Annotated in this window: 17 protein-coding genes and 1 pseudogene; 8 read left to right on the top strand and 10 right to left on the bottom strand. The window is 71.0% G+C overall.

Features of this window, described 5'->3' with window-relative positions:
• Positions 1 to 175 precede the first annotated feature (175 nt).
• Positions 176 to 1,816 (bottom strand): annotated as a pseudogene (locus tag HEP85_RS22500) (hypothetical protein).
• Positions 1,817 to 2,185: 369 nt separating this feature from the next.
• The gene (locus HEP85_RS22495) at positions 2,186 to 3,310 is read right to left on the bottom strand and encodes an esterase family protein (RefSeq protein WP_168529323.1); all 1,125 of its coding nucleotides are present in this window, start codon (positions 3,308 to 3,310) and stop codon (positions 2,186 to 2,188) included.
• Positions 3,311 to 3,535: 225 nt separating this feature from the next.
• Between HEP85_RS22495 and HEP85_RS22490 the strand changes: the two genes are divergently transcribed.
• The 6 genes from HEP85_RS22490 to HEP85_RS22465 all read left to right on the top strand — a co-directional run bounded on the left by HEP85_RS22490 (position 3,536) and on the right by HEP85_RS22465 (position 8,649).
• Positions 3,536 to 5,341 carry a phosphatidylglycerol lysyltransferase domain-containing protein gene (locus HEP85_RS22490; RefSeq protein ID WP_168529322.1) on the top strand — a complete coding sequence of 602 codons (1,806 nt, stop codon included), beginning with the start codon at positions 3,536 to 3,538 and terminating at the stop codon, positions 5,339 to 5,341.
• Between the two features lie 187 nt (positions 5,342 to 5,528).
• The gene (gene folP / locus HEP85_RS22485; RefSeq protein ID WP_168529321.1) at positions 5,529 to 6,389 is read left to right on the top strand and encodes a dihydropteroate synthase; all 861 of its coding nucleotides are present in this window, start codon (positions 5,529 to 5,531) and stop codon (positions 6,387 to 6,389) included.
• Positions 6,386 to 6,880: a nuclear transport factor 2 family protein gene (locus HEP85_RS22480; protein WP_168529320.1), complete on the top strand. Its 495-nt coding sequence runs from the start codon at positions 6,386 to 6,388 to the stop codon at positions 6,878 to 6,880. Before folP ends, HEP85_RS22480 begins: the two co-directional genes overlap by 4 nt.
• Before the next feature lie 248 nt (positions 6,881 to 7,128).
• Positions 7,129 to 7,488, top strand: coding sequence for a dihydroneopterin aldolase (gene folB / locus HEP85_RS22475; RefSeq protein ID WP_168529319.1), 360 nt, complete (start codon positions 7,129 to 7,131; stop codon positions 7,486 to 7,488).
• Positions 7,485 to 8,096: a 2-amino-4-hydroxy-6-hydroxymethyldihydropteridine diphosphokinase gene (gene folK, locus HEP85_RS22470; RefSeq protein ID WP_168529317.1), complete on the top strand. Its 612-nt coding sequence runs from the start codon at positions 7,485 to 7,487 to the stop codon at positions 8,094 to 8,096. Before folB ends, folK begins: the two co-directional genes overlap by 4 nt.
• 64 nt (positions 8,097 to 8,160) lie before the next feature.
• Complete coding sequence (locus HEP85_RS22465; RefSeq protein ID WP_329289481.1) at positions 8,161 to 8,649, top strand: DUF3180 domain-containing protein; 489 nt, start codon at positions 8,161 to 8,163, stop codon at positions 8,647 to 8,649.
• Between the two features lie 117 nt (positions 8,650 to 8,766).
• On the opposite strand, the gene folE is transcribed toward HEP85_RS22465, so the two are convergent.
• The 6 genes from folE to dacB all read right to left on the bottom strand — a co-directional run bounded on the left by folE (position 8,767) and on the right by dacB (position 16,455).
• Positions 8,767 to 9,372 carry a GTP cyclohydrolase I FolE gene (gene folE / locus HEP85_RS22460; RefSeq protein ID WP_168529315.1) on the bottom strand — a complete coding sequence of 202 codons (606 nt, stop codon included), beginning with the start codon at positions 9,370 to 9,372 and terminating at the stop codon, positions 8,767 to 8,769.
• A 145-nt stretch (positions 9,373 to 9,517) separates the two neighbouring features.
• Complete coding sequence (gene ftsH / locus HEP85_RS22455) at positions 9,518 to 11,542, bottom strand: ATP-dependent zinc metalloprotease FtsH (protein ID WP_168529314.1); 2,025 nt, start codon at positions 11,540 to 11,542, stop codon at positions 9,518 to 9,520.
• Positions 11,543 to 11,740: 198 nt separating this feature from the next.
• On the bottom strand, positions 11,741 to 12,301 hold the full coding sequence (gene hpt / locus HEP85_RS22450) for a hypoxanthine phosphoribosyltransferase (protein WP_168533898.1): 561 nt from the start codon (positions 12,299 to 12,301) through the stop codon (positions 11,741 to 11,743).
• Between the two features lie 53 nt (positions 12,302 to 12,354).
• Positions 12,355 to 13,368: a tRNA lysidine(34) synthetase TilS gene (gene tilS, locus HEP85_RS22445; RefSeq protein ID WP_168529313.1), complete on the bottom strand. Its 1,014-nt coding sequence runs from the start codon at positions 13,366 to 13,368 to the stop codon at positions 12,355 to 12,357.
• Positions 13,369 to 13,560: 192 nt separating this feature from the next.
• Positions 13,561 to 14,691 carry a zinc-dependent metalloprotease gene (locus HEP85_RS22440; protein WP_168529312.1) on the bottom strand — a complete coding sequence of 377 codons (1,131 nt, stop codon included), beginning with the start codon at positions 14,689 to 14,691 and terminating at the stop codon, positions 13,561 to 13,563.
• Positions 14,692 to 14,841: 150 nt separating this feature from the next.
• Positions 14,842 to 16,455: a D-alanyl-D-alanine carboxypeptidase/D-alanyl-D-alanine-endopeptidase gene (gene dacB, locus HEP85_RS22435; RefSeq protein WP_369657805.1), complete on the bottom strand. Its 1,614-nt coding sequence runs from the start codon at positions 16,453 to 16,455 to the stop codon at positions 14,842 to 14,844.
• Between the two features lie 79 nt (positions 16,456 to 16,534).
• On the opposite strand from dacB, the gene HEP85_RS22430 reads away from it, so the two are divergent.
• Complete coding sequence (locus HEP85_RS22430; protein ID WP_168529311.1) at positions 16,535 to 17,026, top strand: inorganic diphosphatase; 492 nt, start codon at positions 16,535 to 16,537, stop codon at positions 17,024 to 17,026.
• 109 nt (positions 17,027 to 17,135) lie between these two features.
• Entirely contained in the window at positions 17,136 to 18,776 is a 1,641-nt protein-coding gene (locus HEP85_RS22425) for a threonine/serine exporter ThrE family protein (RefSeq protein ID WP_168529310.1), read from the top strand.
• A gap of 37 nt (positions 18,777 to 18,813) precedes the next feature.
• Here HEP85_RS22425 and HEP85_RS22420 read toward each other — a convergent pair whose 3' ends face one another.
• Together HEP85_RS22420 and HEP85_RS22415 are read right to left on the bottom strand one after the other, a co-directional pair.
• Positions 18,814 to 19,911 carry a DedA family protein gene (locus tag HEP85_RS22420; protein ID WP_168529309.1) on the bottom strand — a complete coding sequence of 366 codons (1,098 nt, stop codon included), beginning with the start codon at positions 19,909 to 19,911 and terminating at the stop codon, positions 18,814 to 18,816.
• 241 nt (positions 19,912 to 20,152) lie between these two features.
• On the bottom strand, positions 20,153 to 20,914 hold the full coding sequence (locus HEP85_RS22415; protein WP_168529308.1) for a MerR family transcriptional regulator: 762 nt from the start codon (positions 20,912 to 20,914) through the stop codon (positions 20,153 to 20,155).
• Positions 20,915 to 21,009: the final 95 nt, after the last annotated feature.

Raw genomic sequence — 21,009 nt, 5'->3', positions numbered from 1 at the left:
ACCCGCACGGCTGGATGGCGTGACCCGCACGGCCTGGCGCGGAGGCCTGGGCGGCGAGGGCGCGGGGGGCCTCGGGGGGAGGCGTCGTGGGGCCTGACGGCGGGAGGGCAGCGGCTCGGTGCCACTGCCCTCCCGTTACGCGCGACCCTGATGCCTCAGGCGGTGGGGGACACGGTCAGGAAACCGCGCTCCGCAGCACGCCCACGTCGATGTGCTCGGTCTCGTCGTGCGCCGTCAGGTCGATGACCTGGCCGACCCCGCGGGACCCCTCGTCGACGGGCTTGAAACCGGCCTCGGCCTCGGCCTTGTGCAGGGCGAGCGCCTCCTGGCCGACCACGTCGGCGAGGTCCTCGTTCTGCACGGACGCCATCGCCTCGGGCGACGACCCCTGCTGCGTACCGAAGAAGTCGAATCCGCCCTCGACGGACGGGCGCCGCGCGGGCGCGGTCGGCACGACGGCCACCGCGGTCGGCACGGTGAAGTGCCCGGAGGGACGCACGGGCTTGGCGGGCTTCACCGGCTGCGCGGAGTGGGCCGCCTCCTCGGCCACCGCGGACGCCTTCGCGTGAGCGGCGGTGGGAGCGGGAACGGGGGTCTGCGGGGGCGCGGGAACGGTGTCCGTGCGCGCGTGCTCGTCGGCCGCCTCGGGCGTCGTCGCTTAAGCCGTGTCCCGTCCGTCCGCTCCCCGGCTCCGTGCGCGGACGCGGCGGCGTCGGCTCGCGCGGGCTGCTCGTCCAAGAGGCTCAGGGGGGCTCGCGGGGGTCGCCGGGGTCACGGGGGCGTCGTGCGCGGACCCGTCCGCCGGTGAGTCGCCGGGCTCGGCACCCGCGGAGGCACCGGCGTCGTCGTCCTCCGGCACGGACTCGGCCTCGGGGTCGGGGTCCGGCTCGGGATCGGAGTCCGCGGTCGGTTCGGTGGCGTCGCCCGCATCACCGTGGGCGTCATCGTCGGCGGCGTCAGCACCCTCGGCGGCGGAGGCGGTGTCCGCGGCCGAGCCGGCGTCGGTGTCGGCCTCCGCGTCCGCGTCCGCGTCCGGGACGTCGGCCTCCGCGGCACCGCCCGCGATCCGGCTGAGCGCCGCGTCGGCCCGCAGGAAGAGCGACGACCCGGTAAGCGAGAAGGCCTCGGGACCCTCGGACGCGTCCGCCGCCCCGGCTGCCGACTCCTCGTCTGCCGCCTTCTCGACGGCCGCCTCCTCCGTCTTCTCCGGCTCCTCCGCCGTCGCCCGCGCGTCCGTGCACTCGCCCGCGTCGGCCACGTCCGCGGGCGTCTCCGCCGAGTCGGCTCCTTCGGTCTCCGGCTCCGCGGAGTCCTCGGACCGCGCCGGCTCCCCCGCGGCGGTCAGCTCACGCGCGGGAGCCGTGGTCTCTATCTCGAGCAGCCGACGGCCCTCCAGGGCGCTCGCCCGCTCGGTCTCCGCCGTGGCGTACCGCCGCAGCAGCGCCGCGTGCTCGTTGCGCAGGCCCGCCAGCTCCACGCGCTTGGCCCGCAGGTTGTGTTCGAGCTTGGTGCGCAGCTCGCGCGACTCGTCGAGATCCGTCTCCAGTTCGGCGACGCGCTCCTCGTGGCGCCACTCGTCGCTCGCACGCGCGCGCGTGAGGTCCGCGACCCGCTTGCCCGCGGCCGTGTCCCAGCTGCGCATGACGACGGCGCCGGCGACAGCGGTCACCGCGGCGCCCGCTGCCAGCAGGCGGAGCACACCTGGCTCCGTGAACAGCCAGGGACCCACGGCACAGACGAGCGAGACGCCCGCGATGGCCGAGGGAGGCAGCAGCCTGTGCAGAGGCGGGGAATGGCGGTGACGTCCACGTGGCATGGCCAGAAACTTACCGCGCGTAGGCGAATCTTGGAGCCCCGCCCGGTAAAAACACAGCCACCCCGAAACCTTCGCAACGCCCCGGCAGTCCCCAGGGTGACCACTCGCCCCTAAAGGGCCGCCGCATGCCCCGCATGCCCGCGAGCGCCGCTCGTTGTTGATCAGCCTCTTCGTCCTGATCCTTCGGCCCGGCCCTTCGTCCGGACCCTTCGTCTTTCCGAAAGCGCTTTGAGGTCGCGTTTCTCGCCGAATAGGCGGCGGAACGACCGGAGAAGGCACCGCGAAACAGTCGGCGGGAATTCTCCGGATCTTCTCCGCCGAGCCGTTCGTACTCCCCGGAGGGGCGGTCGGCGGTCCCCGGAGGGGCCGTCAGCGGTCGCTCAGTATCCCGCTGATCCACTGCAGCGTCCCCGGGATCTCCCTTCGCCACGTGTTGAAATTGTGACCACCGCTGTCGAGGATGATCGACGCGATCCCGGTGCGCCCGGTGGCCTTCACCTGGTCGATGAACCGCAGCGTGTCCCGGTAGTTGTGCTCGCCCACCTTGCTGGTGGTGACCAGCAGCGACGTGTGGGGCGCCGCCTTGTGCCGCAGGTACCAGCGCAGGTCGGCCGAGTTGCGCAGCAGCCGGTCCCCGTGGAAGAGGTCGCCCGTCGTCGGGTCGATCGGCGCCTCGTAGTAGGGCGACAGGCCCGCCCCGGCGGCGTACGTCTCGGGGTGGTGCATGGCCAGTTTCAGCGCGCAGTACCCGCCCGTGGAGTCGCCCACGATGCCCCAGCTCCCGGGCCTCCTGCCCACCCTGTAGTGGGCCCCCACGACCTCGGGAAGGTCCTTGGCGAAGAAGGACTCGGTCTGCGGTCCGCCCGGGATGTCCACACACTCGGTGTCCCGCGGCGGCGCGACGGTGGGCCGCATCATGACCAGGATCATCGGCTGCATCCTGCCGTCCTTGGCCAACTCGTGGGCCGTCTGCGGATAGTGCAGCCCCTTGATGAGCGCCTCCGCGGTGCCCGGGTATCCGGTGAGGACCGTGGTCGCCGGGAAGGTGCGGGTGCGGTAGCGCGACTGGAAGTACTCAGGGGGCAGATAGACGTACGCCGGGGTGGCGATGTGCGTCGTACGGCCGACGATGTCGACCTTCTGGATCTGGCCGCCGATCTGCGGCCGGGAACCGCCCGACACATTCACCTGCCGGGTGTCGACGACCTGAAGAGGGCCGCCGGTCCCGCGGCCCGAATGGTCGACCACCACACCCTGGCCGCTCTCCCGGCCGAGGAGGTCGGCCCAGCTCGCGTAGAACCCGAACGCCTGGTTGGCGAAGAGACCGATCGAGGCGAAGACCGCCACCTGCGTGACCAGTAGCAGGCCGATCCGTCCGCCGACGGCCCGCCAGTTGCGCCGTGCCAGCCGCGGCCACCACCACACCGTGCCGACGAACAGCAGCACGGCGAACAAGATCACCAACACCAGCACCTTGTTGCTTGTGAGACCCATGGACTGTTCCCGCCTGCGCTTCCCGTCCCGGGCGCGCCCTGCACCTTCGCAGGAGCTTGCCCCGGACTTTCCTTGCCTTTTGGACCGGCTTTCCGATGGGGAGTGAACCTGACCCCCCAAGACACCGTCCTAGAGGGCGCAATGTCGCCGGATGCCGGAATGGCACCGGAATCAAGGTCTCTCGCAGAACTACGGGATGCGATGTCTGTCAGGATAGATGGGGAATTGTCGGGTGGGGTTCCAGACCGAACAGGTGGGACGCGACGCATAGTCCGTGGTCCCCGCCCTGAGGCCGTCCCCGCCCTCGTCGCCAGGGCCTGCACGCTCGTAGGGGTCCTGGACATCGCCGCCGGCGTCTTCCCGCGCTTCCGGCGCAGCCGTATGCACGCCATGGCCGAGGTGCTGCCGGGCTCGTTCGGCCCCTTCGCCGCGGCGCTGTCGCTCAGCGCGGGCGTGCTCCTGCTGCTCCTCGCCCATGGACTGCGCCGCCGCAAGCGCCGGGCGTGGCGCGCCGCCGTGGTGCTGCTGCCGGCCGGCGCCGTCGCCCAGTTCGCGTACCGCCATTCGCTCATCGGCGTCGTCATCTCCCTGGCGCTGCTCGCACCGCTGCTGCGCCACCGCAGCGAGTTCGCCGCCCTGCCCGATCCACGCAGCCGCTGGCGGGCCCTCGCGAACTTCGTCCTCATGGGAGCCGGCTCCCTCGTCCTCGGACTGGTCATCGTCAGCGTCCACGAGGACCGGATGGTCGGTGACCCGAGCCTGGCCGACCGCCTCGCCCACGTGCTGTACGGCCTGTTCGGCTTCGAGGGCCCCGTCGACTACGCCGGACCCACCTCCTGGACCGTCGCCTTCTCGCTCGGCGCGCTCGGCTGGCTGACCGCCGTCACGACGATCTATCTGGCCTTCCGCCCCGAACACCCCGCCGCCCGCCTCACCGAGGACGACGAGACCCGGCTGCGGACCCTCCTCGACAAACACGGCGGCCGCGACTCGCTCGGTCACTTCGCGCTCCGCCGCGACAAGGCCGTCGTGTTCTCGCCCAGCGGCAAGGCGGCCGTCACCTACCGCGTCGTCTCCGGCGTGATGCTGGCCAGCGGCGACCCCATCGGTGACGTCGAGGCCTGGCCCGGCGCCATCGAACGCTTCATGGACGAGGCCAAGGCCCACTCCTGGACCCCCGCCGTGATGGGCTGCTCCGAGACGGGCGGCGAGGTGTGGACCCGGGAGACCGGCCTCGACGCCCTCGAACTGGGCGACGAGGCGGTGGTGGACGTCGCGGATTTCTCGTTGGCCGGGCGCGCGATGCGCAACGTGCGCCAGATGGTGAAACGCATCGAGCGGGCTGGCTACGAGACCCGGGTACGGCGCATCCGTGACCTGAGCGAGGGCGAACTGGACCGGATACGCCGCGCCTCGGAGGCGTGGCGGGGCACCGACACCGAGCGCGGCTTCTCCATGGCGCTCGGCCGCATAGGCGACCCGTCCGACAGCGACTGTCTGATCGCCACCGCCCACAAGGCCGACGACGCACCCGGCCCGTACGGTGACCTGAAGGCCGTCCTCCACTTCGTCCCGTGGGGCACCGACGGGGTCTCCCTGGACCTCATGCGGCGCGACCGCGCCGCCGACCCCGGCATGAACGAACTCCTCATCGTGGCCGCCCTGGAGGCGTCCCCCCGCCTCGGCATCCAGCGGATCTCGCTCAACTTCGCGATGTTCCGCTCGGCGCTGGCACGCGGCGAGAAGATCGGCGCGGGGCCCGTGCTGCGCGCTTGGAGGGGCCTGCTGGTCTTCCTGTCCCGCTGGTTCCAGATCGAGTCCCTGTACAAGTTCAACGCCAAGTTCCGCCCGCGCTGGGAGCCGCGCTTCGTCGTCTACGGCTCCTCCCGCGACCTCCCCCGCATCGGCTTCGCCGCCATGCAGGCCGAGGGCTTCGTGACCCTGGCCCTTCCCGGCCTGCTCCGCCGCCGGGTCCGGGCCCCGCGCCCCTGCGCGCACGGGGTGGCCGAGCGCGAGGTCAGAGCGGCGTAGCCGCGTGGACCGGCCCGCGCGAGGGCTCCTGCCCCAGCTCCGGGGCCCTCGCCCGGACCACGCGGGCCCGCACTGGTGGAGGGCGCCCGCGGAAGGCCCCCGAACCGGCCGCGAGGTGGCCCGAAGACCCCGGTCAGGGACGACCCGCGAAGGAATCCGGCCCGCACCGGAGGCCTAGGCTGGACGTATGAGCACTGAGCGCCGGCGCGGCCACGTCGCGGGACTGCCGACCTGGGACCGCTGCGCGGTCATGGGAGTCGTCAACGTCACGCCCGATTCCTTCTCGGACGGCGGCCGCTGGTTCGACACGACGGCCGCCGTCAAACACGGCCTCCACCTGGTCACCGAGGGCGCCGACCTGGTGGACGTGGGCGGCGAGTCCACCCGCCCCGGCGCCTCCCGTGTCGACGAGGCGGAAGAGCTCAAGCGGGTGATCCCGGTCGTCCGGGGCCTGGCCTCCGAGGGCGTCACCGTATCCGTGGACACCATGCGCGCCAGCGTCGCCGAACGGGCGCTCGCCGCGGGAGCCGCCCTGGTCAACGACGTCAGCGGCGGCCTCGCCGACCCCGCGATGATCTCCGCCGTAGCCGCGGCGGGAGCCCCCTTCGTGGTCATGCACTGGCGCGGCTTCCTGGAGGGCGGCAACGTCAGGGGGACCTACGCGGACGTCGTCTCCGAAGTCGTCGACGAGCTGCACGCACGCGTGGAGGCCGTGCTGGCCGGCGGCGTCAGCCCCGACCGGATCGTCGTCGACCCGGGCCTCGGCTTCTCCAAGGACTCCACACACGATCTGACGCTCCTCGCCCACCTCGACCGGCTGGGCGGACTCGGCCGTCCGCTCCTGGTCGCCGCGTCACGCAAACGCTTCCTCGGCCACGTCCTGGCGGGCCCGGAGGGCGCCCCGCCACCGGCCCGCGAACGGGACGCCGCCACCGCCGCCGTCTCCGCGCTCGCCGCCCACCAGGGCGCGTGGGCGGTCCGTGTCCACGAGGTACGGGCCACCGCGGACGCGGTACGCGTCGCCCGGGCCGTCGAGGGAGCCCAGTGAGCGCACCCGGCACCGATGTCGAGCAGGTCGAACTCGCCAACACCGCATTCTACGAGGCACTGGAGAGGGGCGACTTCGAGGAGCTGTCGTCCCTCTGGCTGGCCCCCCTGGACATCGTCGCCGACAACGTCGGCGGCGAGGACGCGCAGGTCTCCTGCGTCCACCCCGGCTGGCCGGTCCTCAACGGCCGCGGCGAGGTCCTGCGCTCGTACGCGCTGATCATGGCCAACACCGAGTACATCCAGTTCTTCCTCACGGATGTGCACGTCTCCGTCGGCGGCGACACCGCGCTGGTCACCTGCACCGAGAACATCCTCAGCGGCGGCCCCGCGCCCGACGACAGCGACGAGCTCGGCCCCTTGGTCGGCCAGCTGGTGGTCGCCACGAACGTGTTCCGGCGCACGGACGACGGCTGGAAACTCTGGTCGCACCACGCCTCCCCCGTCCTCGCCGAATCCGGCGAGGAGGAGGACGAGGAGACACCCGGTTGAGTGGGCCGGACGCCCGGCGGAACCAAGGAGTGGTTGGAATCACGAACCACCGGGTATGGGCGGCTACCGACCCATGAGCCCGGCGTTCCCCAGGGGAAACACCCGATGAAGCCTCGTGACCATCATGTGGGCGCTCGCCCCCGCGGACGAACACTGTCAGTGCCCGCAGGTAGATTCGTTCGAAGGCCGGTGTGCCGACCGCACGCGGTGCACGACGGGCCCTACCGACGATTGCAGGAGTGATTCGCGTGGATCGTGTCGCGCTGCGCGGCCTCAAGGCTCGCGGACACCACGGTGTCTTCCAGAAGGAACGCGAAGAGGGACAGCCCTTCATCGTCGACCTGTCGCTGGGCCTGGACACCCGGTCGGCCGCGGCCGACGACGACCTGACGAAGACCGTGCACTACGGCATCGTGGCGGAGGAGGTCGTGGCCATCGTCGAGGGCGAGCCCGTCGACCTCATCGAGACGCTCGCCGAGCGCATCGCCCAGGCCTGCCTGAAGCACGACGGGGTAAGGGAAGTCGAAGTCTGCGTCCACAAGCCGGACGCGCCGATCACCGTCCCCTTCGACGACGTGACCGTCACCATCACCCGGAGCCGAGTATGACTGCGTCCTACACCGAAGGCCACAGCGACCCGACGGTCCAGCCGGTGCCCGCCTCCGTGGTGGAGCGCGTGGACGCCGCCGACACGACACTCCAGAACCCGAAGCGGGCGGTCCTCTCGCTCGGCTCGAACCTGGGCAACCGGCTGGAGACCCTCCAGGGCGCCGTCGACGCCCTGGAGGACACCCCCGGCGTCCGCATCAAAGCGGTCTCGCCGGTCTACGAGACGGAGCCGTGGGGCGTCGAGCCCGGCAGCCAGCCGACGTACCTCAACGCGGTCGTGGTCCTCAAGACCACCCTCCCCCCGTCCTCGCTCCTGGAGCGGGCGCACGCGGTCGAGGAGGCCTTCGACCGGGTACGCGACGAGCGCTGGGGCGCACGCACGATCGACGTGGACATCGTGGCGTACGCCGATGTCGTCTCGGACGATCCGGTCCTGACGCTCCCTCACCCGCACGCCCACGAGCGCGCCTTCGTCCTCGCCCCCTGGCACGACGTGGAGCCCGAGGCCCAACTGCCCGGCCGCGGCCCGGTGGCACAGCTCCTCGCCGGCGTCGGCCAGGAGGATGTCACGCCCCGCGCCGACCTGGAACTCCACCTGCCCGAGTAGTCGTTAAGGTCAAGACGACCAGAGGCCGGACGACCGTCCGGGGGCGGGTGACCGAAGGGGCAAAGTGAAAGAGCTGCGGATCAGGACGCTGGCCGCCGTGTTCGTCGTGGCGGGCCTGCTGTCCTGGGCGGGTGCCCGGCTGTGGAACGCGGTGGGGACGCTTCCCCGCGTCCCTCTGGCCGCCCCCATCGTGCTGGCCCTGATCGCCGTCGTGCTGCTGTCCACGGCGCTCTCGCTGCGCGCCCGTCTCAAGGCCCAGCGCGAGCGCCGACCCGGTGCCAAGGGCGTCGACCCGCTGATGGCGGCCCGCGCGGTCGTCTTCGGCCAGGCGAGCGCCCTGGTCGCCGCCCTGGTGGCGGGCATGTACGGCGGCGCGGGCGCGTTCCTGCTCGAGTCCCTGGAAGTCCCCGCCCGCCGCGACCAGGCCATCTACGCCGGCTTCTCGGTCCTGGCCGGCATCGCCGTCATAGCGGCCGCCTTCTTCCTGGAGCGCGTCTGCAAGCTCCCCGAGGACGACGACAACGAACACGGCGGCGCGGCCCCGGCCGCGTGACGCCCGTCCGGCGCCGCCACCGCACCACCACCGAGCCCCCGGCACCGGGGACGGGGCCCCGGCTCGCCTGGAGGAAGCGACCGCACCGGAAGCACGCCCGGTGTGTGGGGAGCCGGCTCAGCGCGCCATGATCAGGCTCATCGCCTCGTTGCGGGTGGCCGGATCCCGCATCTGGCCGCGCACCGCCGAGGTGATGGTCTTCGCGCCCGGCTTGCGGACACCGCGCATCGACATGCACATGTGTTCGCACTCCACGACGACGATCACGCCACGCGGCTCCAGGATCTCCATCAGGGAGTCGGCGATCTGCGTGGTCAGCCGTTCCTGGACCTGCGGCCGCCGGGCGTAGACGTCCACGAGCCGGGCCAGCTTCGAGAGCCCCGTGATCTTGCCGTCCGAGGACGGGATGTACCCCACATGGGCCACTCCGACGAACGGGACCAGGTGATGCTCACAGCTGCTGAGGACCTCGATGTCCTTCACGAGCACCATCTCGTCGTGCCCGAGGTCGAAGGTGGTCGTGAGCACGTCCTCGGGCCGCTGCCACAGCCCGGCGAATATCTCCCTGTACGCCCTCGCCACCCGCCCCGGCGTCTCCCGCAAGCCCTCACGCTCCGGGTCCTCGCCGACCGCGATGAGGAGCTCTCGTACGGCGTTCTCGGCGCGCTTCTCGTCGAACTCGCCGATCGAGCCCTCGCCGTCCAGCGTCACGGGGTCGGTCATGTGGTCCTCGTTCCTGTGCCTCTCGGCGCGTGCGGTTCGACGCGCCGACGTGCGGGCATACCGAAATGCCGCGCCCCCCAGGCTAAAACCTGGGGGGCGCGGCAGTCATTCCGGGCCTGCTGAGGCCGCCGGGGAGCTGAGCGGGTCAGCTCTCGGTGCGGTCCTCGGGAGCCGCTTCCTTCGCCGGGACGGATTCCGTCTTGACGATGGACGGCGTCGCGCCGTTCGCCCCGTTCGTCAGTGACAGCTCCTTGGGGGAGAGCACCGGCGGGCGGGTGGACGGCGTGCGGCGGGAGGAGCCGGTCCACGCGGGGCGGGCCGGGCGCTTCACGATGGGAGCGAAGACCTCGGCGATCTGCTCCTTGCTCAGCGTCTCCTTCTCCAGCAGCTGGAGCACCAGCGCGTCCAGAACGTCGCGGTTCTCGACCAGGATCTCCCAGGCCTCGTTGTGCGCGTTCTCGATGAGCTTCTTGACCTCTTCGTCGACGAGCGCGGCGACCTCTTCCGAGTAGTCGCGCGGGTGCGACATCTCCCGGCCGAGGAACGGCTCGGTGTTGTCGCCGCCGAACTTGATCGCGCCGAGACGCTCGGTCATGCCGTACTGCGTGACCATCGCGCGGGCCGTTGCGGTGGCCTTCTCGATGTCGTTCGCGGCACCGGTGGTCGGGTCGTGGAAGACGAGCTCCTCGGCCGCGCGGCCGCCCAGCATGTAGGCCAGCTGGTCCAGCATCTCGTTGCGCGTCGTGGAGTACTTGTCCTCGTCGGGCAGGACCATCGTGTAACCGAGGGCCCGTCCACGCGACAGGATCGTGATCTTGTGGACCGGGTCGGAGTTCGGAGACGCCGCCGCGACCAGGGCGTGGCCGCCCTCGTGGTACGCGGTGATCTTCTTCTCCTTGTCCGACATGATCCGGGTCCGCTTCTGCGGGCCCGCGACCACTCGGTCGATCGCCTCGTCCAGCATGTTGTTGTCGACCAGCTTCATGTTGCTGCGGGCCGTCAGGAGCGCGGCCTCGTTCAGCACGTTGGCGAGATCGGCACCGGTGAAGCCGGGGGTGCGGCGGGCGACGGCGGACAGGTCGACGTCCGGAGCGACCGGCTTGCCCTTCTGGTGAACCTTGAGGATCTCCAGACGGCCCTGCATGTCCGGGCGGTCGACCGCGATCTGGCGGTCGAAGCGGCCGGGGCGCAGGAGGGCCGGGTCGAGGATGTCGGGCCGGTTCGTGGCGGCGATGAGGATCACGCCGCCCTTCACGTCGAAGCCGTCCATCTCGACGAGCAGCTGGTTCAGCGTCTGCTCGCGCTCGTCGTGACCGCCGCCGAGGCCGGCGCCGCGGTGGCGGCCGACCGCGTCGATCTCGTCGACGAAGACGATCGCCGGGGCGTTCGCCTTGGCCTGCTCGAAGAGGTCACGGACCCGGGAGGCACCGACACCGACGAACATCTCGACGAAGTCGGAACCCGAGATCGAGTAGAAGGGAACGCCGGCCTCGCCCGCTACGGCGCGTGCGAGCAGCGTCTTGCCGGTACCGGGAGGCCCGTACAGGAGCACGCCCTTGGGGATCTTCGCCCCGACGGCCTGGAACTTCGCCGGCTCCTGCAGGAACTCCTTGATCTCCTGGAGCTCCTCCACCGCCTCGTCCGAACCCGCGACGTCCGAGAACGTCGTCTTCGGGGTGTCCTTGGTGATGAGCTTCGCCTTGGACTTCCCGAAGTTCATGACCCGGGAGCCGCCGCCCTGCATCTGGTTCATCAGGAACAGGAAGACGACGACGATGAGAACGAAGGGAAGCAGCGACAGCAGGATGCCCAGGAACGGGTTCTGCTTGGACGGCGAAACCGTGTAGCCGTCCGGAATCTGCTTGTTCTGGTACTTGTCCTGCAGGGTGTTGGCCAGGGCCACGCCCTGGTCGCCGATGTAGCTCGACTGGATCTTCGAGCTGCCATCGACCTTCTCGCCGTCCTTCAGCGAGACCTTGATGACCTGCTCGTCGCCAGTGGTGATCTTGGCCGACTCGACCTTGTTGTCATTGATCGCCTGGACGACCTGGCCGGTGTCCACTGTCTTGTAGCCGCCGGACGAGCCGACGACCTGCATCAACACGACCACGGCAAGGACGGCCAGCACGATCCACATGACCGGCCCACGGAAGTATCGCTTCACGTCCATCCATACGGAGCGGAGCCGCCCCGTCCCTCCTGCCATAGTGAGTTTGATAAAGACTTAGAAAGACTGTTCTTCGGACGGTACCCCAGCATTGTCACCCGAAGCCGCAGGGGACGACTGACAATCCCGCCCACGCATGCTCCAACGGCGCGAAACCCGCTGGGGTTCCCGATCGTCATACGAAGACCGGGACTCGGGGGTTCAGCCGCCGTAGACGTGAGGCGCGAGCGTACCGACGAACGGGAGGTTGCGGTACTTCTCGGCGTAGTCCAGGCCGTACCCGACCACGAACTCGTTCGGGATGTCGAAGCCGACCCACTCCACGTCGATCGCGACCTTGGCCGCGTCCGGCTTGCGCAGCAGCGTGCACACCTTGAGGGAGGCGGGCTCGCGGGAGCCGAGATTGGAGATCAGCCAGGACAGGGTCAGCCCGGAGTCGATGATGTCCTCGACGATCAGGACGTGCTTGCCCTTGATGTCGGTGTCGAGGTCCTTGAGGATCCGCACCACACCGGAGGACTGGGTGCCCGCGCCGTACGAGGACACCGCCATCCAGTCCATGGTGACGGGGGTGGACAGCGCACGCGCGAGGTCCGCCATGACCATGACGGCGCCCTTGAGCACCCCCACGATCAGCAGGTCCTTGCCCGCGTACTCCGCGTCGACCTTCGCGGCCAGCTCAGCCAGCTTGGCGTCGATCTCTTCCTTGGTGATGAGCACCGACTTGAGGTCGGTGCCCATGTCTTTCGCGTCCACCCGCATCACTTTCGGTCGTCCCACCGGCTGTCCCCGCCCTCCCCGGAGGGGGGCAAGGTTCAGCTTTGCCGAATCACCAGTCTGCCACCCTGCCGCTGCGCGACGACTTTGCCCGGGAGATTGATGACTCCCTGACCGCGCCAGCCGGTGATCAGCCGGTCGACTTCCTCGATGTGGCGGGCGAACAGCGAACCGGCCGGGGCGCCCGCCTCGATGGCGGCCCTGCGCAGGATGCGGCGGCGCACGGCGGGCGGCAGGGCGTAGAGCTTGGCGCACTCCAGCAGGCCCGCGGTGTCCCGCACGGAGGCCTCGGCCTGCCGGGCCCAGGCGTCGAGGGCGTCGGCGTCGTCACGGGAGAGCTGGGCCGTGCGGGCGAGGGCCCCGACCACTCCTTTGCCCAGCGCCTTCTCCAGGGCGGGCAGGCCCTCGTGTCGCAGTCGCGAACGGGTGTAGGCCGGGTCGGCGTTGTGCGGGTCGTCCCAGACGGACAGCGACTGGACCATGCAGGCCTTGCGCGCGGTCTGCCGGTCGAGGTGCAGGAACGGGCGCCGGTAACGGCCGCCGGCCCCCGAGACCTCGGCCATTCCGGACAGGGAGCGGATGCCGGAGCCGCGGGCGAGGCCCAGCAGGACCGTCTCGGCCTGGTCGTCGCGCGTGTGTCCGAGGAGGATCGCGGCGGCGCCGTGGCGCTCGGCGGCGGCGTCCAGGGCGGCGTACCGGGCGTCACGGGCGGCGGCCTCGGGGCCGCCGTCGCGGCCCACGGTCACGGCGAGGGACTCGACGGGCGCCATGCCCAGCTCGACGAGGCGTCCGACCACGTCGTCGGCGCGCAGATCGGAGCCGGACTGCAGACCGTGGTCCACGGTGATGCCACCGGCGCGGACGCCGAGTTTGGGGGCTTCGAAGGCGAGGGCGGAGGCGAGCGCCATGGAGTCGGCGCCGCCGGAGCAGGCGACCATGACGAGCGGGCCGAGCGGGGACTCGCCTGGGGGACGGGTGTGGTCGATGAGGATGTCGTGGAGTACGCGGCGGACCGCCAGGCGTATCGCCGCGACCGCAGGATGGGGACCCATGTCCGGTTCCCTTCATGAAGTTTTCGGGGGTGAGCCCGAGTTTCGGTCACTCAGAGTGTGTCGATGGTGACAGAAACAGGCCGTTCCCCGAGCATTGCACGCCTACGCATGGCCCACGGTCCCTCGGACGGGTGATTGGAGGGGCGTTCACCTGCCGTCGGCCGGATTCGTTTCACGACCTTGCCGTAGGGTTCACGACTCCGTCTTGCGGTGCACTCGCGCGACCCAGTCCGCCGGTTTGGCGATCTCCGTCTTCGTCGGGAGCGTGTTCGGGGATGTCCACACGCGGTTGAACCCGTCCATGCCCACCTGTCCGACGACCGCGCGCACGAACCGTTCGCCGTCCCTGTACTGCTTCAGTTTGGCGTCCAGACCCAGCAGCTTGCGCAGGGCGAGGTCCAGGCGCGAGGCACCCTTGGCGCGGCGCTGCTGGAACTTCTCGCGGATCTCACCGACGGACGCGACCACGTCCGGGCCCACGCCGTCCATGACGAAGTCCGCGTGCCCCTCCAGGAGCGACATCACGGCCGTCAGCCGGGCGAGGATCTCCCGCTGGGCGGGCGTCTGCACGATCTCGACCAGTGAGCGGCCCTCGTCCTCCTCGCCCTCGGGCCGCCCGCCCGCGAGCGACTGCGCCGCCTCCCTGATGCGCTCCAGGACCGTCATGGGGTCGACCTCGGTCTCCGCCAAGAAAGACTGGATTTCGCCCTCCAGGTGGTCCCGCAGCCAGGGCACGGCCGAGAACTGGGTGCGGTGGGTCTCCTCGTGCAGACACACCCAGAGGCGGAAGTCATGCGGCTCCACGTCGAGTTCGCGCTCCACGTGGACGATGTTCGGCGCGACGAGCAGGAGCCTGCCGCCGCCGTTCTCCCCGGCGGGCAGCTCGCGGGTCGCGGGGGCGAAGGTCTCGTACTGGCCGAGGACCCGCGACGACAGGAACGACAGCAGCATGCCCAGCTCCACGCCGGTCACCTTGCCGCCGACGGCGCCGAGAACGGCTCCGCCCGGGCCGCTCCCCCGGCGTTCCTGCATCTTGTCCAGCAGGGGCTTGAGGACCTCCCGGAACCCGGCGACGTTCGCCCGCACCCAACCGGGGCGGTCGACCACGAGTACGGGGGTGTCGTGGGTGTCCTCCGTGCCCATCCGCGTGAAGCCCCGGACGTGCGCCTCCGAGGCCTTCGCGTGCCGGCGCAGCTCCGCGACGACCTCCCGGGCCTCGTCGCGGCTCACGTCGGGGCCAGGCCGCACGAGCCGTGTCGCGGTCGCCACCGCGAGATTCCAGTCGACCATCCCAGTAGATGCAGCACCACCGATGCTCGTCATGCGTCAACCGTACGTGAGGGGATCGGGCTGCGGTTAGGGGTACGGCGCCGGATGAGTCCCCCGCCCGGGGCTGCCGGGGCTCGTGTGGCGGTGGGGGCGCGGGACCCGTCGGCGCGTCCGGCGGGGAGGGGAGGAGTGGTCGGACACGGCCTAACGGCAGCCGCAGCCCGCCAGTGCCGAGGCCGTGTCGTCCAGGGCCGACTGGGCCGCCATGGGGTCGGAGGTGCCGGAGGCCAGGAAGGCGAAGGCCAGCAGCCGGCCGTCCGCGTCGACGACCGTGCCCGCCAGGGTGTTCACCCCGGTCAGGGTGCCGGTCTTGGCGCGTACGACGCCGGGGCCGGAGGCGTCGTCGGTGTAGCGGTCGCTGAGGGTGCCCGTGAAGCCCGCTACCGGGAGGCCGGTCAGGACCGGGCGGAGCTCGGGGCGGGCGGGGTCGCCGGCCTTCACCAGGAGGGCGGTGAGCAGGTCCGCCGTCAGCCGGTCGTCGCGGTTGAGGCCGCTGCCGTCCGTGAAGTGGGCCCCGGACAGCGGGAGTCCGAGCTTCCGCAGCTGCGCGTCGATCGCCCCGGCGCCGCCGTCGAAGCTCGGCTGCCGTCCCGTGGCGACGGCGACCTGACGCGCCATGGCCTCCGCGATGTCGTTGTCGCTGTTCGTCAGCATCCGCTCCACGAGGGCGGACAGGGGTGGCGAGGAGACCGAGGCGAGGGCCTGTGAGCCGGTGGTGGCTCTCGACGGGCCGGGGGACGTGGTGTCGATGCCCTTGGCCCGCAACAGGTCCGCGAACGTGCCGGCGGCGTCCGCCGCCGGGTCCGCGGTGCGTGCGGCCGGGCCGCTGGTGGAGGCGTCGGTACGGCCCTCGTCGGCCGTCAGGGCGCTGACCGGCGCGAGGTTGGGGTTGGCGCCGATGGGGTGCACGGCGGGACCGGAGTAGAGCGAGGTGTCGTACGAGAGCGTCACCTCGTCCAGGTGACGGGCCTTCAGCGCCTTGGCCGTGTCGTCGGCGAGGGTGCGCAGGCTCGCCCACCCCCCGGCGTCCTTGCGGGCGGTCAGTGTCGGGTCGCCGCCGCCGACGAGGACGACCTCCTTGGTGCCGGGCTCCAGCACCGTGCGGGTCGCGAGGCGGTGGTCGGCGCCCGCGGCGGAGAGCACGGCGACCGCGGTGGCGATCTTGGTGGTGGAGGCCGGGGTCTGGGCCGTGCCGGCCTCCTTGCCGTACAGCCGTCTGCCGGTCGCCACGTCGACGACCACGGCCGTGCGCCGGGCGCCGAGCGCGGGCACGCCCAGGAGCCGGTCGAGGGTGGTCGCGAGGGCCTTCCCGTCCGGCGCGGGCGCCGCGGACGTGGCACTGCCGAGGCCGGTGAGCACGGACGCGGCGCTGGGCGCGGGTGCCGGCGACGTAGGGGACGTATCGGCGTTCCGCCCGTGATCTGCGCCACCCTGCTGGTCCCGCGATGCGGCCCAGTCGCGCTCCGCCGTACGCTGACCGGTGGAGTCCCAGGGACCGGCCACGGTCACCGCCCCGACCGCGAGCGCCAGGCCCGCGGTGGCGGCCACGGCCGTGAGCTGCGGGGTCGTGATCCTCCCGGAGCGCGGCCGCACGGCTTGAGCGACCCGCGCCAGCCGCGGCCGTACGGACTGCGCAGCCCGCCTCACCCGCGGTCGCGCGGCCCGAGCGACCCGCGTCACGCGCGGCTGAACGGCCCGCGCGACCCGCAGCACATGCGGTCTCGCGGCCCGCCAAGCCCTCAGCTCTGGCACGACCACCAGCCCCTTTCGCGATCACACACCTGCGTGAGGGACACTTAACCACCAGAACTATGTGTTGATCATGGAGGAGCCACCGGTGGAGTTCGACGTCACGATCGAGATTCCGAAGGGTTCGCGGAACAAGTACGAGGTGGACCACGAGACCGGTCGGATCCGTCTGGACCGTCGACTCTTCACCTCGACCAGCTACCCGGCCGACTACGGCTTCGTCGAGAACACCCTCGGCGAGGACGGCGATCCGCTGGACGCGCTGGTCATCCTGGACGAGCCGACCTTCCCGGGCTGCCTCATCCAGTGCCGCACGATCGGCATGTTCCGTATGACGGACGAGGCCGGCGGCGACGACAAGCTGCTGTGCGTCCCGGCGCACGACCCGCGGGTGGAGCACCTGCGCGACATCCACCACGTGTCGGAGTTCGACCGCCTGGAGATCCAGCACTTCTTCGAGGTCTACAAGGACCTGGAGCCCGGCAAGTCCGTCGAGGGCGCCAACTGGGTGGGCCGCACGGAGGCCGAGGCCGAGATCGAGCGTTCCTACAAGCGACTCAAGGAGCAGGGCGGTCACTGATCCCTCCTGAGTTCCGCGGGCCGCGCCACCCCTGCCGGGGTGGCGCGGCCCGTTCGTGTATCAGTGCGCATACTGGGGCGTACTGGACCTGAGCAGTCGGGAGCAGTGGGTGACGGAAGCGGAGGACCGCAAACCGCAGTCGGACGAGGCGAGGAGTGCCTTCGTCCAGCCGGACGGCGTGGCGCAGGCGGTCGAGGACGAGTCGGGGACCACGTCGGAGTTCGCGATTCCCAAGGGAATGGCGCCGCCGGAATCGGCGGGCGCGGATGCCGAGGGGTCGGCGTTCAGCACGCCGCGCACCTACAGCGCGCGGCACGCCCCGCCGGCCTTCACACCGGCGACGGGCGTCCCCGTCGTCAGTCTCACCAAGGACGTGCCCTGGCAGGACCGGATGCGCACGATGCTGCGCATGCCCGTGGCCGAGCGCCCGGCACCCGAGCTGGTGCACAAGGAGGACGATGCGGGACCCGCCGTCCCGCGCGTGCTCGACCTGACGCTGCGTATCGGCGAGCTGCTGCTCGCGGGCGGCGAGGGCGCCGAGGACGTGGAGGCGGCCATGTTCGCCGTCTGCCGCTCCTACGGCCTGGACCGCTGCGAGCCGAACGTCACCTTCACGCTGCTGTCGATCTCCCACCAGCCGTCCCTGGTGGACGATCCGGTGACGGCTTCACGGACGGTACGCCGCAGGGGCACCGACTACACCCGCCTGGCGGCCGTCTACCGGCTCGTCGACGAGCTCAGTGACACCGAGACCGGGATCTCCCTGGAGGACGCCTACCGGCGGCTCGCCGAGATGCGGCGCAACCGGCACCCGTATCCCGGCTGGGTGCTGACCGGTTCCAGCGGGCTGCTCGCGGGCGCGGCCTCGGTGCTCGTCGGCGGTGACGCCCTGGTGTTCGTCGCCGCGGCGCTGGGCGCGATGCTCGGTGACCGGCTCGCGTGGCTGTGCGCCGGGCGCGGACTGCCGGAGTTCTACCAGTTCACGGTGGCCGCGATGCCGCCGGCCGCGATCGGGGTCGCGCTCCAGCTCGCGCACGTCGACGTGAAGGCGTCCGCGGTGATCACCGGTGGGCTCTTCGCGCTGCTGCCCGGACGGGCGCTCGTCGCGGGCGTGCAGGACGGGCTGACCGGCTTCTACATCACCGCGTCCGCGCGCCTGCTGGAGGTCATGTACCTCTTCGTGGGCATCGTCGTGGGTGTCCTGGTGGTGCTGTATTTCGGCGTGAAGTTCGACGCCCAGCTCAACCCGGACCAGGCCCTGAGCATCTCCGAGCGCCCCTTGGTGCAGATCGCCGCGTCCATGCTGCTGTCGCTGACCTTCGCGGTCCTGCTCCAGCAGGAACGGTCCACCGTCCTCGCGGTGACCCTCAACGGCGGGGTGGCCTGGTCGGTCTACGGGGCGATGCACTACCCGGGCGGCATCTCACCGGTCGCCTCGACGGCCGTCGCGGCGGGCCTGGTGGGTCTCTTCGGGCAGCTTCTGTCCCGCTACCGCTTCGCCTCCGCGCTGCCGTACACGACCGCCGCGATCGGGCCCCTGCTGCCGGGTTCGGCCACCTACTTCGGACTGCTGTCCATCGCCCAGAACAACGTCGACAAGGGGCTGGTCTCCCTCACCAAGGCCGCCGCGCTCGCGATGGCCATCGCGATCGGCGTGAACCTGGGGTCGGAGATCTCCCGGCTGTTCCTGCGGGTGCCCGGCGGTTCCGCCGCGGGGCGCCGGGCCGCCAAGCGGACCAGGGGCTTCTGAGCTCCCCACGCCCCCTTCAGGGCGCGGCCTGCCGGGTTCAGCCCTGCGGGTAGCCCTGGTGATACGGGTTCTGCTGCGCGTCGTACGGCTGCTGCGGGTAGCCCTGCGGGTACTGCTGGGGCGGGTAGGCCTGGTCGTGGTTCTGGTCGTGGTTCTGCCCGTAGCTCTGGTCGCCGTGCCTGCCGTGGTTCTGGTCGTGGCCCTGGTAGTAGCCCTGCTCCTGGTCGCCGTACGGCTGCTGGGGCTGCTGGGGCTGCTGGGGCTGCTGGGGCTGCTGCCGCGGGTATCCCTGGCCCTGGGCGTACGGGTCCTGCTGCTGGGGGTACCCCTGGCCCTGGGCGTACTGGTCCTGCTGGTGCCGGCCCGACCCGCGGCGGCCCTGCTGGTACGGGTCCTGGCCCTGCGGCGGCTGCTGCATGCGCAGCGGGCGCGTGGCGTCGTCCATGACGGGGGCCATGGGCTGCTGCTGGTACGCGGCCGGGCCCTGGGGGGTCTGCGGCTCCGGCGGGTTCTTCCTGGCCTTGGAGCGCGCCCGCAGGAACTCGATGGCGATCGGGACCACCGAGACGAGGACGATCAGGATCAGGATCGCCTCGATGTTGTTCTTGACGACGGCGATGTTGCCGAGCCAGGAGCCGAGCAGGGTGACGCCCGCGCCCCACAGGACGCCGCCGATGATGTTGAACGTGATGAAGGAGCGGTACCGCATGCCGCTGACGCCCGCGATGATCGGCGTGAACGTCCGCACGATCGGCACGAAGCGGGCCAGGACCAGGGACTTGGGGCCGTACTTCTCGAAGAACTCGTGGGCCTTGACCACGTTCTCCTGCTTGAAGAGGCGGGAGTCCGGGCGGCTGAAGAGCGAGGGGCCGACCTTCTTGCCGAAGAGGTAGCCCGCCTGGTCGCCGAGGATCGCGGCGACGCAGATCAGGGCGACGGCACCCCACAGCGGGAAGTCCAGCTGGTGCGACGTGATCAGCAGACCGCAGGTGAACAGCAGCGAGTCGCCCGGCAGGAAGAAGCCGATGAGCAGGCCGGACTCGGCGAAGACGATGAGGAGGAGGCCCCAGATGCCGAAGTTGTCCAGAAGCGTGTTCGGATCCATCCAGCTTGGACCGAGGGCGAGCTGCGTCACGGTTCCGGGCTCCTGAGGGGTGAAGGAAGAAACGGCGTCCTGGTACGGCGGGCCAAAGCTATCAACGCATGGTGTCCACGCCAGGTTCCACGGATGTCCCCAGCATGCACTGTGGTCCCCCTGGCACAAAGCTGTGAGCCACGGGCCCCGGAGAACCCGGGAGAACCCTGGCGAACCCTGGAGAACCCTGGAGAACCCTGGCGAACACGGACGCGGCCGGGGACCCGCGGGACGGGCGCCGTCAGCCTCCGTGCCGGGTGGCGTTCGCCGCGATCGCCTCCTTCAGGTGCTCGGCGAGCCCCGGGCGCATGGAGTCGTAGAACTCCTTGAACCGCTCGTCGGCCACGTACATCTCGCCGAGACCCCGGTGCATCTCGTACGAGCAGGCGTAGAACCACCGGGTGATGTGGAGCCGGTGCTCCTCGGCCATGTCCATGGCGCACTCGCCGGCCGGGGGCTCACCGGCCTCCATGAGGGCGTCGTAGCGCTCGCCCCAGGAAGCCACCTCGGCCTGCATGCGCTTCCAGTCGTCCTTGGTGTAACGGGCGGCGCGGCGCTGCGACTCGGCGTACGCCTCGGTGCCTCCCCAGCGCTGCTCGGCCTCCTCGGCGTGTGCTTCGGGATCCTTGTCCCCGAAGACCTCGAACTTCTCCTCGGGCGTGAGGTTGATGCCCATCGTGCGTGCCTCCATGGCGTGTTCCACGGCCGCGGCCATCTTCTGCAGTTTCTCGATCCGGGCGGTCAGCAGGTCGTGCTGGCGGCGCAGATGCGCGCGCGGGTCCGCCTCCGGGTCGTCGAGCAGGGCGGCGACCTCGTCGAGCGGAAAGCCGAGCTCCCGGTAGAACAGGATCTGCTGCAGCCGGTCGAGGTCGGTGTCGCCGTAGCGCCGGTGCCCCGCGTGACTGCGCCCGCTCGGCACGAGCAGGCCGATCTCGTCGTAGTGGTGCAGGGTGCGCACCGTGACCCCGGCGAATCCGGCGACCTCGCCCACCGAATAGCTCACTTCCGCTCCTTCCTCCGTACGCCCTTCAGCCTGGCCCCTGACGTCACGTGAGGTGCAAGCGCGGATTCCGGGTGGCGCCACTCCGGATGTGATGT

This window comes from Streptomyces sp. RPA4-2 (assembly GCF_012273515.2).
Taxonomy (GTDB): domain Bacteria; phylum Actinomycetota; class Actinomycetes; order Streptomycetales; family Streptomycetaceae; genus Streptomyces; species Streptomyces kaempferi.
The sequence above is the reverse complement of the archived record's forward strand: the minus strand, read 5'-3'. Positions and strand labels throughout refer to the sequence as shown.